Origin of the sequence: Mesorhizobium sp. CA12, assembly GCF_020165255.1 — a bacterium.
Taxonomy (GTDB): domain Bacteria; phylum Pseudomonadota; class Alphaproteobacteria; order Rhizobiales; family Rhizobiaceae; genus Mesorhizobium.
Genome location: NZ_JAIUHT010000012.1, coordinates 187,445 through 205,211 on the forward strand (window position 1 = coordinate 187,445; position 17,767 = coordinate 205,211).

At 63.8% G+C, this 17,767-nt stretch carries 7 protein-coding genes; 3 read left to right on the forward strand and 4 right to left on the reverse strand.

Annotated elements, in window-relative coordinates; all coding sequences use genetic code 11:
- Positions 1–25 precede the first annotated feature (25 nt).
- Both LB520_RS20555 and LB520_RS20560 read left to right on the forward strand, forming a co-directional pair.
- Entirely contained in the window at positions 26–841 is an 816-nt protein-coding gene (locus tag LB520_RS20555; protein ID WP_224608208.1) for an IclR family transcriptional regulator, read from the forward strand.
- 523 nt (positions 842–1,364) lie between these two features.
- Complete coding sequence (locus LB520_RS20560; RefSeq protein WP_224638825.1) at positions 1,365–1,571, forward strand: hypothetical protein; 207 nt, start codon at positions 1,365–1,367, stop codon at positions 1,569–1,571.
- Positions 1,572–1,577: 6 nt separating this feature from the next.
- Here LB520_RS20560 and LB520_RS20565 read toward each other — a convergent pair whose 3' ends face one another.
- The 3 genes from LB520_RS20565 to LB520_RS20575 all read right to left on the reverse strand — a co-directional run bounded on the left by LB520_RS20565 (position 1,578) and on the right by LB520_RS20575 (position 15,029).
- Positions 1,578–2,066, reverse strand: a complete 489-nt coding sequence (locus tag LB520_RS20565) for an invasion associated locus B family protein (protein ID WP_224608165.1) — start codon at positions 2,064–2,066, stop codon at positions 1,578–1,580.
- A 171-nt stretch (positions 2,067–2,237) separates the two neighbouring features.
- Positions 2,238–13,880 carry an autotransporter-associated beta strand repeat-containing protein gene (locus LB520_RS20570; protein WP_224638826.1) on the reverse strand — a complete coding sequence of 3,881 codons (11,643 nt, stop codon included), beginning with the start codon at positions 13,878–13,880 and terminating at the stop codon, positions 2,238–2,240.
- A 228-nt stretch (positions 13,881–14,108) separates the two neighbouring features.
- The gene (locus tag LB520_RS20575; RefSeq protein WP_224601136.1) at positions 14,109–15,029 is read right to left on the reverse strand and encodes a helix-turn-helix transcriptional regulator; all 921 of its coding nucleotides are present in this window, start codon (positions 15,027–15,029) and stop codon (positions 14,109–14,111) included.
- Positions 15,030–15,483: 454 nt separating this feature from the next.
- Here LB520_RS20575 and LB520_RS20580 point away from each other — a divergent pair, with 454 nt between their 5' ends.
- Positions 15,484–16,548 carry a LysR family transcriptional regulator gene (locus tag LB520_RS20580; RefSeq protein WP_224601138.1) on the forward strand — a complete coding sequence of 355 codons (1,065 nt, stop codon included), beginning with the start codon at positions 15,484–15,486 and terminating at the stop codon, positions 16,546–16,548.
- Between the two features lie 562 nt (positions 16,549–17,110).
- Here LB520_RS20580 and LB520_RS20585 read toward each other — a convergent pair.
- Positions 17,111–17,767, reverse strand: a 657-nt coding sequence (locus LB520_RS20585; protein WP_224638829.1) for an ABC transporter ATP-binding protein, incomplete at its 5' end; no start/stop codon positions are given.

Below are 17,767 nucleotides of genomic sequence, written 5' to 3' on the forward strand. Positions count from 1 at the left end.
CGCCTTGAGAAAGATGTCCGAACCAATGACCAGGATAGTGGCCCAAATCGAAGCGGCGCCAATTGCGGCGCCTGAGCCGCGCCGCTCGCGCACCAGCGGCATCGACCGGGCGCTGCAGATCCTCGATTATCTGCAGAAGGTGGAGCGACCGGCGACCGCCTACGAGATCGCCCGCGACATAGGCGCGCCGCTGTCGACCATCTATGTGATCGTTGACGACCTGGTGGAGAAGGAGTTGCTTGACCGGCAGGACAACGGGCTCCTGTGGCTCGGGCCTCGCCTCTACCACTATGGTTTGACCTATGCCCGCACCCTTGATCTTCTCAACGTCGCGATCCAGGAGATGCACGAGCTCGCCCAGAACTCGGGCGAGACCATCCAGATTTGCGGGCGCGATGGCGATCACATGGTGGTGCTCGCCATGAAGGAGGGCAAGGACCACTTCCAGGTGACCTCGCGCGTAGGCACTCGCAGCCCCCTCAACTGGACCGCCTCCGGCCGCATGCTGGTCGGCCACTTGCCGGAAGAGGAACGCCGCGCCATTTTTGCGCGCTCCGCAACGGCTTCCCCGACCGGCCGAGCCGAAACGGATGAGAAGGTGCTGGCGAGCACGGCCGCCGCGGCGCTCGAACAACGCCTCTCGATCCAGGCCGGTGAATCCGACTTCTCTGTGGCCTGCATCGCCGCCCCCATATGCGACGGCGAGGGGGCTTGCAGGGCGACGATCTCTATCGTGGTTCCCGATATCAAGCTGAAACAGAAGAACCCGGATCTGATCCATCTGGTCAAAGCTAGCGCCTCGCGCATCGAATCACGGTTGGGCTGGCGCAGTGTAAGGTGACCAACAACGGCGACCGATCGGCATCGCACGCGCGTCCGTCATTGCTGGCAACCGCGCCTCGACCTGGACTAGACGCCAAGACAGCGCTGCAGCAGGTCCAGTTGACTCCTGAGCTCGGCGGCCGGCACTTCGTGGGCGATATGGCCGCTGCTTTTAATATAGACGCGGCTCGCGAGCGCGAGCGTCGCGGCTAGGTCCTGCTCCACCACACGATCGTCTGCCCTGCCAGCGCCGGTTTGAGGCCGAGCGCACCCTGTCCCTGGTGCCACTTCCGGTTCACCGAGCCGCCTTGGTTCAACGCGCCGCGAGCATTTTCACGCCGCTCTTGCGGAACGCTTACCCTTTGCCCTTGTGAGCAAAGAGATACTCCCCGCTCAACAGGTGTGCGCGATGGCGCGTACTCTCCTGGACGCTAGGGCAATCCGCTACATATTTAAAGATCGGGCAGCTGTCGGAGGAGACCGCGTCGATACACGATTGTTGACCAAGGCATGACCCGCTGATTTCGGGATGGAGGAAGGCCGTGGAAGATCCCGCAGGCTCTGCGCCCAATATAGCTGAGTTCGTCATTCACAAGGTTCTGGACACGTTCGAATACTCCGACGGCGGCGCGGTGGTCACGATGGTTGATCCGCAGGGTGCATGCATCCGTCTCCACGTCACCATCGTCACCGGAGACCTGCTTTGCGAACACATTGCCGAAGCCCTGGAGCAGCGATACGGGAAATAGAAACGTCTACTTCAACAGTGCCACCGTCCTGTCGACCGCGCTGGGGAAGCCGTTCAGCGAGAGCGCCAGATTGGTCTCCTTGCCGCCGTCGGCGACCACCTTGACTTTGAGGCTTTTGCCTTCACGAAGGGTCGCCAACGTATCGGTATCAAAATTCAGATCCACCAGGCAGCCGCCGGGAAGGCAGGTGCGGAAGCGCAGCGGCGGCAGGGTCGGGCCGTCATCGATCTGCAGCGTCACGCCCTGGTCGAGCGCCAGGCCGAACGGCAGCACCAGCGTTCCCTGGACGGCCTCTGCGGCCGGGCGCAACTCCATCGCCACCACGCGCTGACGCGACTGACTGTCGGTCTGCTCCTGCGACAGCGCGCAGACTTTCACGTTGGTGCCGTTCTGGGCGGCAAGATTGCAAGAGACGGCCCAGTCGCCATGCCCTTCCCTGAGTGAGGTCGCCCCTCCGGGCAGAGCCGCGGTTTCTTGCGCGAATGCGGCTGCCATTGAGAGCAGGCTTGCCGCTACCAGAGTGACACGTCCAATTCGTCTGTTTCGTTTCATCTCGTTTCCATCTCTCAAAAAGTCGGACCGCCGGGAATGCGAACTACAGAGAATGCGCACAACAGCGCGCATTGTATTGCTTAACCAAGCTATGCCGGTGCCTCGTCGATGCCGCTACCAGCGCACGCTGAAGCCGAGCTTGCCGCTGATGACATTGCTCTCGCCAAAGCTCGCCAGGCTGGTCCTGGCCAGCGCCTCGCCATAGACCGAGTATTTGCCGTCGCCGAAGTCGAGCGAGCCGCCGAGACCGACGCCGCCCCAGAATTTCTGGTTCTGGCTGGAAAGCTTGACGCCTGAGACATCGACATCGGTTCCGCCGAGGAAGTCGTAATAGAGGTTGGCGATGCCGTAGACATGCGCCCGGCTCACCTGGCCGGCGCTGTCGGCCCACTGGTCCTCATAGTCGGCCGAGATGCCGAGGCGGCCGATCAGGCTGTCGCCGCTGCCGGGCGACACGATCGTGCCGAACGGATCGGTGAACTTGTCGAAGTCGACGGCCGAGTAGGAAAGCTGCGCCTGCGGGGTCAGCGACCAGTTGGAGCGCAGCGCGATCTTCTGCCCGCTCTCGATGCTCAAGCCATAGCCGAAGCCCTTGTTGCCGTCGGCAAGCTTACCCAGCACGGCCGAGTTGATGTCGCTGTCATACCAGGTCGCTTGGGCCTGGCTGTCGACATAGAAGCCGCTGTTGCCAAACCAGGTCAGCGTGCCGCCGACACCGTAGCCGGTTGCCGAGATCGAGCCGGTGCCGAAGGTCGACGACACGTCCGACGAGACGGTGCCGTAATGGACGGTGATGCCGCCCAACAGGATGCCGGCCTCGCTCTCATGCAGCAGGCCGTCGACGCCGGCATTGAGCTTCCAGGTCGTCACGTCGTAGTCGGTGCCGGTGGTCGAGGTCTTCGGCTCGAACTTGCCATGGGCGGCATCGATACGCGCCCAGATGGCGTTGCCGTCGACCGGACCCTGGCCGGGCACATCAGCGCCCTGCGGCGTCGCGCCCTCGCCCCAGGCCCGGTTGCCGATGCGCTCCTGCAGCGTGCCCAGCTCGTTGAAGCTCTGCAGCACGCCTTCATAGGCCTCGTAGAGCGGCGTGCTGGGCGCATAGAGCGGACCGCTCTGGTTGATCAACGTCGAGCGCAGATACCAGTCGCCGTCGGCCGGCGTGCTGACGCCGTTCTTGTAGAGCCGGTAGGCGTAAGCGCCGCCGACCACCGCCTGGTCCCCCTCAAAGACATAGTCGCCGGCAAGCGTGAAGGTGCCGGCCGAGCTGCCGTCGATGTCGACGATCTTGATGCCTTCGCTGGTCTGCGCGCCCGCGCCGCCGACATTGGTGACCGCCAGGATGCCGGTGCCCGACGTGCTGCCATGCATCACCAGCCTGTCGGTCGTGGAAGCATCGCCGTCCAGCGCAGCATTGATGAGGATTTTGCCGCCATTGCCGACATAGTCGCCGCTCACCGTCAGCACCGTGCCGGGTGCCGCAGCACCAAGCCGCACCGCGCCGCTGTTGTTGAGCGAGGCCACCGTCTGGTCGAAGCCGGCAAGGTCAAGCGTGCCACTGGAGGCGACGGTGAAGGCGGACAAAGGGCTCAGGACGTCCGCAGCGCCCGCCGCGAGCGTGCCCTGCTGGACGGAGGTGGATCCCGAGAAGGTCGAGCCAGCGGGCGCCAGGACAAGCGTTCCATCTCCCGTTTTGTTGAACGCGCCCGATCCGGTCAATGCCCCGTTCAGGGTCAAGGTGGTACCGGCGTCGGTCGAGATAGTGCCTTGGCCGAGAACGTCGATGGCGCGGTCGCTGGCGAAGCTGGCGGTGGAGTTGAGCGTGCCGCCGTTAAAGGAGAGCCCGCCCGCCGCATCGCCGAGGTTGGCATCGGCCGAGATCCGCAGCGTGCCGCCATTGATCGCGGTGCCGCCGGTGTAGCTATTGGTGCCGGCCAGCACCAGCGTTCCGGCATCCGTCTTCACCAGCTGGGCACTGCCGGTGAACGCCGAAGCGATCGTGGCCGTGTAGCCTGTGCCCGCGCTGCTGCCGTCACCGACCCGGATCGTCGACTGCGGCCCGAGGAGACCGATGTCGCCGCCCTGGATGACATAACCGTCGGTCGAGAACTGCATGCCGGCCGCCGTTGCCTGGCCGAGCCCGTTGTCCACCGTCACCGTGCCGGCCTGCCCGGCGAAGATGGCGAAGGCGCCGTCGGAATAGCCCGCGTTGATCGAGCCGGTGTCTTCAGTCCAGTTGTCGTTGCCCGAGGAGCTTTGCCAGGTGCCGTTGCCGCCGTTGATGGTGCCGTCGAACTTCGGACCGGCATCGCCGTCCCAATAGTTCAGGTTCAGCCCGTTTGCATTGACCAGATTGACCTGATGATCGACGGAGGTTTGCACGAAATAGTTCGAGGACGGGATGGAGCCGACGGACAGGCCGTTGTTGGTCAAGGTCCCGCTGTAATCGAACACGCGGTAGATACCGGGGCTGAAGGTGCCGCCTGGCGAGACAGTCACGTTGAGCGTGCCGTCGAGAACGAGATTGCCGCCGACGGTGGTCAGATCGTTGAGAGCTCCTCCAGCGACATTCGCCCGGCCAAAGCTGTAGTTGAGGATCGAGCCGCCGGCGAGCGTCAGATCGCCGGCGATGGCCAGCGTGCCCGGCGTGCCGTCGGCAGATCCTGGCGACAGCGTCGCGCCGTCGGCCACCGTGACATTGCCGCCGATCGTGCCCTTGCCGCCAAGCGTGGCGCCGATCCCGACCGAGGTAAGCCCTGTGGCCAGGCTGTTGTCGCCATCGACATAGAGCCCGCCTGCCGCAACGGTAGTCGGCCCGGCATAGGCATTGGTACCGGTCAGCGTCAGCGCCGCGCCGCCCGTCTTGGTGAAGCGGCCCGCGCCGCTGATCGGACCGGACAGCGTGAGAGCGGCGTCTGTCTGGAACGTGCCGCCGCCCGTGTTGAGGGTGACGTCGCGCGCCGAGCCGAACGCGGCAGTGTTTTGCAGCGTCGCGCCATTGTCGAACGACAGCGCTCCCGCCGCGTCGCCGAGATTGGCATCGGCCGAGACCTGTAGCGTGCCGCCATGAATGGCGGTGCCGCCGGTGTAGTTGTTCGTGCCGCCAAGCACCAGAGTTCCGAGGTCGGTCTTCACCAGCTGGCTGGCGCCGGTGAGGGTCGCGGCGATCGTTGCCGTGTAGCCCGCGCTCGGCAGGGTGCCGTCGCCGACGCGGATCGTCGCCTGCGATCCAACCAGCTCGATGTCCTGTCCTTGGACCAAGTAGCCGTCGGTAGCGAACTGCATGCCCGCGGCCTGCACCTGGCCATTGGTGTTGTCGACCGTCACCGTGCCAGCGCTACCTGCGAAAATTGCGAAGCTGCCGTTCGAGAAGGCGGCGTTTATGTCGCCGTCGGAGCCGGTCCAGTTGTCGTCGCCGGCCGCCCGCCAGGTGCCATTGCCGCCGTCAATGCCATCATTGGCCTTCGGCCCGGCATCGCCGTCCCAGAAGTTGAGCGTCATCGCGCTGATATCGACCAGGTTCACCTGACCTGCAACGGAGGTCTGCACGACGTGATCGCTCGACGTGGTATCAAGCCCGTTGTCAGTCAGAGCGCCGTCATAGCTGATGACGCGATAGATGCCCGGGCCGAAATTGCCGCCGGGCGCCTCCGTCACGTTGATCGTGCCGTCGAGCGTCAGATTGCCGTGCACGACCGTGAGGTCGTTATAGGCGCCACCGACGACGCCAGCCTGGCCGAACGAATAGTCGAGGTTCGAGCCGTCAGCCAGTTCGAGCTTGCCGTTGATGGTAAGGGTGCCGGGCGTTGAGCCCGGGCCACCGGGTGCCAGTCGGCCCGCAACGTCGACGAAGACATCGCCGCCGATGGTGCCGTTGCCGCCCAGCGTGCCGAAATTGACGTTGGTCAACCCAGTCCCGGCGCTCTGGTCGCCATCGATGTAGAGCCCGCCACCGCCGACAATCAGCGTGTTGCCGGCGTAGCTATTGTCGGCCGTGAGCACGGTGTTGCCAGTTCCGTCCTGGGTGACGCCGCCGCTGCCGGAGATCGTGCCGCCAAAAGCATAGAGATTGGAGCGGTTGAAGCTGAGCGTACCGTTGTCGACCACATCGCCGAGGATCGACCCGGTCGTGCCGCCGGTGCCCAGCATCAGGAGGCCGCTCGCAACAGTCGTGCCGCCGGCATAGGTGTTGTCGGCGCCGAGGATCAGCGCGCCGGTTCCCGTCTTGGTGAGCGCCCCTGCCCCGTCGACCGCGCCTTCCCACTGCACAGTGCTGTCGACCTGGAACGTTCCTCCGCCCACCAGAAGCGTCGCGTTGCGGCTGGCGACGATGCTGGCTGCACCTTGCTGGAAGAGCGTGCCGCCATCAAAGGTGACCTTGCCGGCAGCGTTGCCGAGATTGGCATCGGCGGTGATCTGCACCGTGCCGCCATTGATGACGGTGCCACCCTGGTAGCTGTTGGCGCCGCTGAGAACCAGCGTGCCGGCGCCGTCCTTGGTCAGCGCGCCGGTGCCGCTCACGGTGCCGTCCAATGCCAAGCTGGTCGCCCCATCGGTGTCGAAGGTGCCGCCACCGACATTGAGCGTCACGGCGCGCCCGGAAACGATATCGGCCGTCGTGTGCAGCGTGCCGCCATCGAGCGAAAGCCCTCCGGAAGCATCGCCGAGATTGCCGTCAGTCGAAACCTGCAGCGTGCCGCCATAGATCGCCGTGCCGCCGCTGTAGCTGTTGGCGCCCGACAGCACCAGCGTGCCCAGGTCGGTCTTCACCAGCTGGGTCGCGCCCGTCAGTTTGGAGGCGATGGTCGCGACATATCCGGAACCCGACGCCGACCCATCGCCGACGCGTATGATCGATTGCGGGCCGACCAAGCCGATGTCGCCGCCCTGGACGAGGTAGCCGTCGGTGGCGAACTGCATGCCCGAGGCCCGCACCTGGCCATTCGTGTTGTCGACCGTCACCGTGCCGGCAGCACCCTGGAAGATGGCGAAGCTGGCGTTAGCGAAGGGCGCGGCGAAGTTGCCGCTGGCATCGGTCCAGTTCTGGTCGCCGGCGGCCCGCCAGGTGCCATTGCCGCCATTGACGATGCTGTTGGAATGGGGGCCGGCATCGCCATCCCAGTAGCTGAGCTGCAGCCCCGCCGAGTTGACGAGGTTGACCTGGTTGGCCACGGAAGTCTGCACGAAATAGTTCGGGTCCGTGACATTGAGCCCATTGTCGGTCAACGAGCCGTTGTAGCTGATGATGCGATAGGTGCCGGGTCCGAAATTGCCGCCAGGGCTCTGCGTCACGTTGAGCGTGCCGTCGAGGGTGAGGTTGCCGCCGACATTGATCAGGTCGTTGAGCGGACCGCCGACGACATCCGCCTGGCCGAAGTTGACGTTGAGGTTGGAGTTCCCCAGCGCGAGGTTGCCGTTGATGCTCAGCGTGCCTGGAGCGTTGCCGGCCCCGCCCGGGCTTAGCGTGGCGCCGTCGACGACGGTGACGCTGCCGCCGATCGTGCCGGTGCCGCCCAGCGTCGCCCCGTTCGCGACCGTCGTCGGTCCTGTGGCGCCGGATTGATTGCCGTCGATGAGCAGCGTGCCGGCATTGACGTTCGTCGCGCCGGTATAAGTATTGGTTCCGGTGAGCGTGGTGGTTCCGGTGCCGAGCTTGTTGACCGCGCCGGTGCCGGAGATGGCGCTACCGAAGGTGTAGTTATTGTTCAGGTTGAAGGCGAGCGTGCCGTTGTTGGTCACGTTCGGCGTCGTCAGCGCGCCGGCGACAGCGCCATTGCCGATCTGCAGCGTGCCGGCGGCGATCGTCGTGCCGGCGCTGTAGCTGTGATTGCCGGTCAGCGTCAGCGTGGCTGCGCCTTGCTTGTTCAGGCTTTCGAAACCGGTGATCTGAGCGCCGTCGAGCGTGCGGCTGAGGGTGGTGGTCACCTGCAGCGTGTCGGAGCCGCTACCGCCGTCCACGCCGACTCCGGCGATCGTCGCAAGACCGCTCAACAGGAAAGTGTCGTTGCCGCTGCCAAGATTCAATGCGGCTGCGCCGGTATTCAGCGAACCGGCGGTAAGATTGAGGCTGTTGCCGCCTCCGCCAAGGGTGCCGTTGCCGAGCAACGTGCCGCCAGTGATGTTGATCGTGGCGCCGCCGGTCCCGCCGGCGAACAATGTCTGCGTGCCGCCGGCGGCCTGGACCGTGCCGCCGCCGACGTTGAGCTTCGAGCCGGAGTTCATCGTGATCGTCGGCGTGGTTATGGAGGCGCCCCCTCCGTTGCTCTGCAGCGTGCCAGCGTTGATCGTGATCCCCCCGGCGCTCGTGAGGCCGCCATTCACCTGCAGCGTGCCGGCGTCGATGCGCGTGTTGCCGCCGATCGCGTTGGTTGCCGAGGTGAGGATCGTCGTGCCGGTGCCGATCTGGGCGATGTTGCCGGAACCGCTCAGCGTGCCCGTGAAGCTGAAGGTGTCGGAGCGGTTGAAGGAAAGCGTGGAGGTCGCATTGGCGACGATGACGTTGCCGGCGCCGGCATTGCCGCTGGTGCCGCCATTGCCGATGATCAGGTTGCCGTCATTGATGACCGTGTTGCCGGTGAAGGTGTTGTTGCCGGTGAGCACCCAGGTGCCGCTGTCGTTCTTGGCGAGCGTGGTCGTGCCGCCGGGGCCATCGATGATGGTGCCGCCCATCGTGTTGAGCCCGGTATTGGTGCCGCCCAGCGCCAGCGTGCGGTTTCCGCTGCCGGTATAGGCGGCCGAACCGGTGTTCTTGAAGACGATCGCGCCGGTGCCCGAGGATTCGATGAAGCTGATGCCGGTCTGCAATGTGAACAGGCGATCCGTCTCGTCACCCGCGCCCGTATAGCGCAACGTCGAGCCACTGCCGATCACCAAATTCGTCGCGGCATTGGTTGACTTTCCGATCGAGCTCGCCTGATCGCCGTCGGCGAGCTTGCTTACCGCAAGCACCCCGCCGCTGATCGTGGTGACGCCGGTATAGGTGCTGGTCGTGTTGTTCAAGACCCACGTGCCGGCACCGGACTTCGTCAGCGACGTGGCGCCCACGGAGGGATCGTCGATGCGCGCTGAAAGCGAGTTGTTGGCCGTGTTGCTGCCGGCGAGCGTGAGCGTGCGGTTGCCCGTTCCCGACAGTGTTACCGCCGTGCTGGTGAAATTGATCGCGCCCGAGCCGGAGGCATCGAGAGTGCCGCCGCTCGTTCCGAGCGTGAACTGGCGATCCGTGCTGCCGGCGGCGCCGATATATTGCAGCGTGCCGCCGTTAAGCACCAGGTTGGTTGCCGCGGCGCTGGAATCGCCTATCGAGCTTGCGAACCCGCCATTGGCGAGACAGCTCACGGCAAGCGTGCCGCCGGTGATCGTGGTGACGCTATCGTAGGTGCTGCTGCAGCCGGAGAGCGTCTGCGTGCCGGAGACGCTTTTCGTGAGGCCACCAGTACCCGTGATCGCTCCACTGAAATTGAAGCCACTGCTAAGGGTAAGCGTGGCCGTTCCGAGAGCCACGCTGCCGCCCCCGTTGAGCCCGCCCACTGTGTTGTTGTTGTCGGCGAGATCAAGTGTCGCGCCACTGTTCACCGTCACGGCGCCCGTGCCGAAGGCGCTTGTCGAACCGGCCCGCAAGATGCCGCCGGTAATCGTCGTTCCACCGCTGTAATTGTTGGTCCCGGACAATATCAGCGTGCCGGGTCCGTCCTTACGGAGCGCACCGAGACCTGTGGCCTGCCCGCTGAAGGTCAGCGTGGTGGCCGCGTTCGCCACACCAATGGCGCCCGTTCCTCCCTGGAGCGTGAAGCCGCGATTCGTCGCGACCGTCCCGCCGGTATAGTTCAATGCGCCGTTGCTAAAAACGAGATTGGTCGACGCACTGCCGGACATGCCAATGTCACTGAGCTCGCCGCCATTGGCCAGGCAGCTGACGTTGAGGGTGCTGTTGCCAGTCAGCGTGGTGGCCCCGGAATAGGTGTTGCCGCAGCCGCTGAAGGTTTGGGTGCCGGCCGCGAGGGTGACCCCGCCCGTGCCGCCAATCACGCCCGTGAAGTTGCCGTTGCTATTGATCTTGAGGGTGCCCGAGCCCAGCGTGACATTGCCACCGCCATTGAGCCCACCGACGAAGACACTGTTGCCGGCGAGGTCCACTGTCGCGCCGCTAGCCACGGTCATAGCGCCAGCGCCCGCGCCGGCAGCGTCGCCGCCAAAGGCTTGAGCAGACCCTGCCCGCAGGATGCCGGCGTTGACGGTGGTGCCACCGGTGTAGGTGTTCGTGCCCGACAGCACCAAGCTTCCGGCGCCGGTCTTGGTGAGGCTTCCCGCGCCGGCCGCCGTGCCGCTCATCGTCAGCGCAGTGCCGCCGATCACGTCAATGCCGCCGCCGCCCGCACCGAGTGTGAAGCCGCGGTTGGTGCTGGCGGTTGCGCCGATATAGCCCAGCTTGCCACCATTCTGCAGGACCAGGCTGGTCGAGGCATTGCTGGAAGCGCCAATGGAGCTGTTGATGCCTCCATTGGCGAGCGTGGTCACCGCAAGCGTGCCGCCGTTGACAGTGGTGGTGCCGGTATAGTTGTTGTTGCCCCCGGCAAGCGTCAGCGTGCCGGCGCCGTCTTTGATGAAATTGGCACCGTCGGGGCTCACCACCTGCCCGGAGAAGGACAGGTTGGCGGCGGCATTCGTCACGTTGATCGTGCCCGAGGTGGTGGCGCCCGAGCGGGCCAGGGTGAAGCCGCGGTCGGTGGAGGCGCTCGGCCCGGTATATTCGAGCGTGGCGCCTTGGATCATCAGGTTCGATGAAGCGGAGGTCGAAGCACCGATGGCGCTGGCGACACCGCCATTGGCGACCGAATTGATCGAGAGCGTCCCCTGGCTCACGGTCGTGGCGCCAGTGTAGGTATTGCTGCCGGACAGCACCACCTTGCCCGTCCCGGCCTTGCTGAAGCCGACGATGCCGGTGTTGTCGACAATGGTCGAGGCGATGGTGAAGGTGCCGGTGCCGTTCTGCTGGACGCCCAGCACGCCGCCGCCCAGCGTGCCCGTCATCGAACCGCCGGTGATCGTCTGGTTCGCCGCGCCCACTGATGGTGCGACGATGATGGTGCCGTCAACGCCGAGGGTTTGGCCGCTCGCTACGGTCACCGTCGAGTTTGCGGCCGCGGTATATTGCAGCCCGCCGATCTGGATGCTGGCGCCGACCGTGTTGAAGAAGGGCGTGTTCGCCGCTCCGCCGGCGTCGCTCAGGATCTGGTTGGCCTGCCATAGGCTGGCATTGTCCTGGTTGACGTAATCGGCCGCGGTAAAGGCAACGATATTGCCGCCCACCACCTTGGCATAATCCGAGCCGTTGACCGTCGCCCAGCCGCCGAGCGCGCCGGCGGCATTGCTGGTCGCAATCGCGCCGGCGGTGGGCAGAACGAAATTGGCGAGGCCGCCGGTGCGGGTGATGGCGCCAAGACTGACGGTGGTGCTGCCGCCGGCGCCGGAGGTGGCGCTCACCGTGTTGTTGCCCGTGGTGATCGTGAGGCCGCCGAAGCTCTGCAGATTCGTCTCGCCTGCGGCACCCTTGACGGTCAACGTTCCGCCATTCATGACGAGCGGCGACGAGCCAGAGATAATGCCGCTGGTCGGCCCTCCGGCCGGCGAGAAGTCGAGCGCCAGCGTGCCGCCGCCGATCGTCGTTGCGCCCGTATAGGTGCTGGCGCCCGTCAACGTCAGCGTGCCTGCGCCGAGCTTGGTCAGACTGCCGCCGGTGCCGGTGATGCTGCCACCATAGGTGTTGGTGACCCCGGTGCCCAGATTGAGGGTAAGGTTGCCGCTCCCCATCGCGACGGTGCCGCCCGTGCCGTTTAGCGAGGTGGGCGCAAGATTGTTGCCATTGAGGTCCAGTATGCCGCCGTTGACCGTGACATTGGTCACGGTGCCGAAGGCCGAGGCGCTGCCGGCGCGCAGCGTGCCACCGTTCACGGTGATGGCGCCCGTGCGCGTGTTCGCGCCTGTAAGCACCCAGGTGGCCGCGCCAGAGCTGGCGAGGGTGCCCGTTCCGGAGATCACGCCGGATAAGGCGTTGTCCGCGCCGGCATAGCTGCCGCCGAAAGTCAGTGTTGAGCCGGCATTGAGCGTGGTGGTGCCGCTGAGCGTCAGCGCTCCTGAACCATCGTTGCTGACAGTGCTCGCGCCGCTGACCGACAATGCACGGTTGCTGCTTGCGCCGGCGCCGGTGTAGCTGAGGGTTCCACTGGTGAACGCTATGCTCGTGCCCGCGCCGAGAGAGCTGTTCACCCCGCCATTGGCGAGCGTGCCGACCTTCACGACACCGCTTTCGATCGAAGCCGATCCGGTAAAGCTATTGGCATCCCCGAGCGTGATGGCGCCGCTGGCGCCGGCGATGAACCTGAACGGGTTGGCCGTTGAGCTGCTGAGAACGCCCAACAGCTGCAAATCGGCGTTGGCCGCCGAAAATGCGACAGCCGTGCCCCCCGTGACCGAAACATTGCCAGTCAGCTTCAGGAGGCCGCTGCCGGAGTTCTGGATAAGAGCGGTCGGTGCGCCGATACCGGTGTTGATCTGCCAGTTCCGGTTGGATGTATTCCCGGTTCCGGTATAATAGAGCCCCGACACACCTGAGTTGGCCGACAAGCTGATCGTGTCCCCGGCGCCCAGGGCGCTGGCCTCGCCGATATTGCCTATCGAGGTGAACGAGGCCGCAGCCGCGCTGTTCACAAAAAAATTCACCGGACCGGCAAAGTCGTTCGTGTTGTCGCTCAGAGTGATCGAGCCGGTGCTGCCGACAGCGGTGACGTTCAACCCGCCGGTTCCGGTGTAGTGGGCGGATCCGGCGCCTGCTACCTGCACGGTGCCTTGGCCCGTGAGGCTGACGGTTCGCCCACTCAGCGAACCACTGGCACTTAAAGTCGTTCCCGCGGACAAGTTTACGACGTTGGTTGCGTTGCCCAGCGCGGCGTTCGAACTGACAGACAGAATGCCCGTATTGACGTTGATTGCACCGGTGAAGGTGTTTGTGCCGGTCAGGCTCAAGGTGCCGGCGTTGATATTTACATTTCCCGAAAACGTGTTGTTGCCGGACAAAGTCAAAGTGCCGCCACCGGCCTTGGTCAGCCCTGCCGTACCGGCGACGATTGAACTGATGGTGGCGTTCCCGGCTGCCGTGATCGTTGGCGTCGTGCCGCCGAGTGTCAGCGTACCGCCTGCAATGGTATAGCCGCTGACGTTGAACGTAAGGCTGCCAGCCGTGATCGGCACACCAAGCGTGACCGTCCCCGCCGTGCCGGCGAAGATGGCGTTGTCCGGGGTGCCGTTGTTCCAGGTGACGAACGGGCCCGCCGTGGCATTGCCGGTGGTGTTCCAGAGCGCCGGCGCCGCGGTGTTCCAGGTTCCGGTGCCGCCAAGCTGAAGTCCCGAACCGTCGGCGTCCCAGTAGAGATCCGCGGCGCCCGCCTGGTTGGCCGCCAGGCCCGTGAGAAGCGCGAGCAGGACAGCGGCGCTACGCGGACGAGAGACAGATGCGATCATGTGGGCAAGGTTCGGCGCAAAGCTCGCCGCCTCGCCCTTCCACTTGGTCATGCGCCCGCCGCGCAGCAACTGCGAGAAGATCGGCCTGTCAGCTTGCTTCGCCGCCCGTCCCCTGGAACCCCGACGCGCTTGGGAGGATGCGCGCCCGGGATGTAGGTCGCCGGTTTTCGACCTCGGGTCGTGGCCGCCGTCGTCGGCGGCCTTCTGGTCGTGGATCGTCCCGCCGCAGGCCAACCCAGCCATGTATTCCCCCTAAATTAGCAAGCAGTAATGCATTGTGTTCCGATGAATCAGAGCACAAATTGAAAACAAGGCATGGAAACGCTGCCGCGTATTTCAAGAAAAAGCGAAATTTTGCAGAAAACGGCGATCCATATCGCGGCCCGGGCGTGCTTGAATGAAAGTGTTACTCCAAAGGCACAAGCTGTTGTTGTACAATGCTAATATAGGATTAACGGGATGCGGCCCGTTTCAGGACGAGGAGCGTAACCGGGTCGGTGTGGTGCCTCGGTATTTCTTCATCGCCGCAGTCAAATGGCTCTGGCTGGAGAACCCGCTGAGATAGGCCACATCGGCTATTGTCAATTGCTGCTCCGCGAGCACTCCGGCAGCGTGGTCAAGCCGCAGATCGAGCAGATAGCGGTGCGGCGATTTTCCGAAAGTTTTGGTGAATGCGTGGGTAAATTGACGGGGCGACAGGTTCGCTAGCGCCGCAAGCTCGTTGACGGAGATCTTCTGTGCAAGATTGACCTTCAGGAAGTCCTGAAGGCTGCGCGTTGCTTTCCGCGTAAGACCGCCCTTGAAAGGTTGGGGCACGACGTCGTCGCGCGCGGAATAGGCTTGAAGGAGATGCACGCCCAGGATTGCAATGAGGCGCTCGACGTAGAACTCGCTGGGGCCGTGCTCCTTTGTCAGTTCAGCTTTGAGCAATTGCGCGATGCGCAAGGCCGTGTGATCCACAGCACCGAAAGGCGGGGGCCCTAGTTCGGCTTGGCCCGAGCCGAATTGCTGCCGGGCAAGCTCTTTTAGGCTGTCATCCGGATAGACGATGATCGCGCTTTCCCGGGCCTTCGCCAGGTAGAGGCGAGCTTCGAGATGCGCCGGCTTGACAATGATGTCGCCCGCAGGAGCGTCATAGCGCTCGGCTTTGCTGTCGCCCAGTCCGGCGCACGTGCCCGGCGCGGATTCGAGGCCGACACAAACGACATGGTGACCGGCCGGCAAGGTGTGCGATCCGGACGGCGTCACCGAATATGCCGCCGCCCCTCGCTCTGTGGATATCGTCGAAGCGTCGGCCATAGAAAGGATCGAATCCAAACCAACTGAGTGAGGACCGGCATCTTGATCATGCTTCGAAGGAGCCATGCTAGTTTGGCCGGCAGTACGGGTCATGCGTTAGCATTGCCTAAAATGTATCCGCCTTGTGGGTTTGAGGACCCAACGTTAGTTACACGCTCACGTTCCGATGGAACGGCATTTTGTGATGTTGGCTACTTTGGGCCACCTGTCGGCATCCGACCAAGAACGCAATAACATTTGATGTTACTGGCTGGCGCAACAAGAAGCCGCTGCGCCAGGCTCGATGGCGCTCGTGCGTGACCTTTGCCCAAACCTTCATGGTTGGGATCCACAAGAGCAGTTGAGCTATTGTCGCAGTTATTGCTGCAGGGCCATGCGCAATGGACGACGACAGCAGGCCGCAGACCTGTTATTGCTACTTGTCAAACGACCGCTCGCCGCAGCACTCTTCCCCACTCCTCGATTCTCAGCCTCACTGATGACATTAGGCGGGCGCTTCAATCCATAAAAGAGCGCGTCATCGAACCCTTCGTTCGGAATTTTGAACATGGAAAGCCACCTGCCTTACGAACTGAAAGACATAAGCTGTTTCGTTCAGGTCGCCCGCGCCGGAAGCATATCCCGTGCCGCGGACACTTATAGCATTCCCAAATCGACGCTCAGCCACCACCTGCAGAGATTGGAGGATGCGCTTCAGGTGCAATTGTTCGTGCGAAAGCGCCGAGGGCTGGAGCTTACGGACGCCGGGAGGGAGTATCTCGACAATTGCGTGGCCATCTTCGACAGTTGCGAGAACGCCGCCAGCGCTGCGCAGCGTGCTCACTCGTCCATCAGCGGGAGTGTCCGTGTTATAGCCAGTTCCGAATTTGGGACGGCAATCATCGGCGCTGCGGCGCACTTCCTCCTGCGCGATAACCCCGACATCGATATAGACGTGAAGATCATCCCAAACGACAAGCTTATCGTGGGTGACTTCGATTTCGACTGCATGATCTATGTTGGCGAGCCGCCAAACTCGGCCCTGATGCGTCGAACCCTGGGCGCCATCTCCTACGGACTGTATGCCAGCCCCGACTTTCTGGCTCGGCATGGAACACCGGAAACAATCGCCGACATCGAACGGCTGAACGGCGTGGTCTACATGCGCAACAGCGTGGTCGAACGGTGGCGGCTGCGCAAAGACAAGACCCTCGCCGAGGCCAAACCGATCGGCAAGTTCAAAGTCAACGACTATTGGATGACGAAATACTTCACGGCAATAGGATCAGCGATCAGCTACCTGCCCGATTTCTTCGTCGAGTACGAAGTAGAGGCCGGCGCGCTGGTGCCCGTCTTGCCCGCCTGGCGCTCCGAGAAGCGATCCATCTATGCGCTCTACCCGGCGCAAAGACACCGCAGCCCGCGCGTCATGAAGTTCGTGGAGACCGTCTCTCGCGAGTTCGACGGGGTCATCCGCTATCCAGGCTATCTGCTGGTCAAGCTGCAGGAAGGCTCGGGCGATGAAACTCACCGTGGAGGATCGGCACCATCCACGGACGGCAAGGACATTGCGAGGCTCCGAACTGCGCCCGATCGATTTCCATCAGACCAATCTCCGCCTCCGAAGCTTTGAATAGAGCATTCTGAGCGTACGAGGTCCGCATAGCGGGCGAATCGTTTCGGCACAGTGACGTCAGCCGCGCTGCCAAGGGAGCGGATAACTGCAGGGTTGGGGGGCAGCGCGCCTCATCGACCGTGCCAGAGAGATCTGCTTTTCGGTAGTTCGCCTGAATGGCCCATACGGGACGCATAGCTGCCTTTTTCCGACATCGGGCCGTGGTGGCTGACAATACCCCAACTCAACCAACCGGCAGGCCATCGGCGCGCTGCTGAGGCTGAGGTCGTCATCAACGTCCGCGACGTGCGTATCCTCGACCAGACCATCGCGCCGACTAGCTGCTGGCCACAACCGCGCAATGAACGTCGAATCGGCGATTGCCTTCCCCGAAACGCAATAACCGTCCCGGTTGGACCGGGACGGTTATTGATTTATGATAAAATTGGTTGCGGGGACTGGATCAAGCCCGCCGTCACGATGTAGCGGTCCTGTGCCACCGCAAGTATCGGCCTCTGGTTCCGCCGCATCTGCCGGTCACATGTTCCGCAACTTCCATCAACTCAAATCGTGCCGGGCGTCAGCGAATGCGACTACCGTCCCCATCGAAGATGCAGGTGCGCGTGGGTTGGAAGCGTAGTGTGATAGTCTCGCCGAAGCGCGGCTGATCCTCGCGTCGTTCTGCGACGATCGTTTCGCCAGAGGGCAGCGCGCCATGGACATATGAGGTCGAACCCAGCCGCTCGGTGACGTCGACGGCGAGCGAAAGCACCACACCTTCGTCCTCATCGAGATGTTCCGGCCGGATGCCGAGCGTAACGTTGCGGCCGTTCTCGAGCCGGGCTTTCAAATGCGTGATGTCCATCCTCGCCTCGCCGGCCGTGAGCGCCTTGCCGTCATCGACCACCGTCGCCTTGAGAAAGTTCATGCGCGGAGTGCCGATGAAACCGGCAACGAAGGCATTGTCCGGATCGTCGTAGAGCGACAGCGGCGTGCCGGTCTGCTCGATGCGGCCCGCCTTCAAGACGACGATCTTGTCGGCGAGTGTCAGCGCCTCTGTCTGGTCATGCGTGACATAGACCATGGTTCGGCGGATCGACTGGTGCAAGCGCTTGATCTCGGCGCGAAGCTCGGTACGCAGCGCGGCATCCAGATTGGAGAGTGGCTCGTCGAACAGAAAGAGCCGCGGGTCGCGCACCAGCGCCCGGCCGATGGCGACGCGCTGGCGCTGGCCACC

What these genes read in the sequence shown, in the direction of transcription:
- LB520_RS20570 (WP_224638826.1), bottom strand. Translation starts at nt 13,880, where the DNA reads ATGGCTGGGTTGGCCTGCGGCGGGACGATCCACGACCAGAAGGCCGCC.
- LB520_RS20580 (WP_224601138.1), top strand. Translation starts at nt 15,484, where the DNA reads ATGGAAAGCCACCTGCCTTACGAACTGAAAGACATAAGCTGTTTCGTT.
- LB520_RS20555 (WP_224608208.1), top strand. Translation starts at nt 26, where the DNA reads ATGACCAGGATAGTGGCCCAAATCGAAGCGGCGCCAATTGCGGCGCCT.
- LB520_RS20565 (WP_224608165.1), bottom strand. Translation starts at nt 2,066, where the DNA reads ATGGCAGCCGCATTCGCGCAAGAAACCGCGGCTCTGCCCGGAGGGGCG.
- LB520_RS20575 (WP_224601136.1), bottom strand. Translation starts at nt 15,029, where the DNA reads ATGACCCGTACTGCCGGCCAAACTAGCATGGCTCCTTCGAAGCATGAT.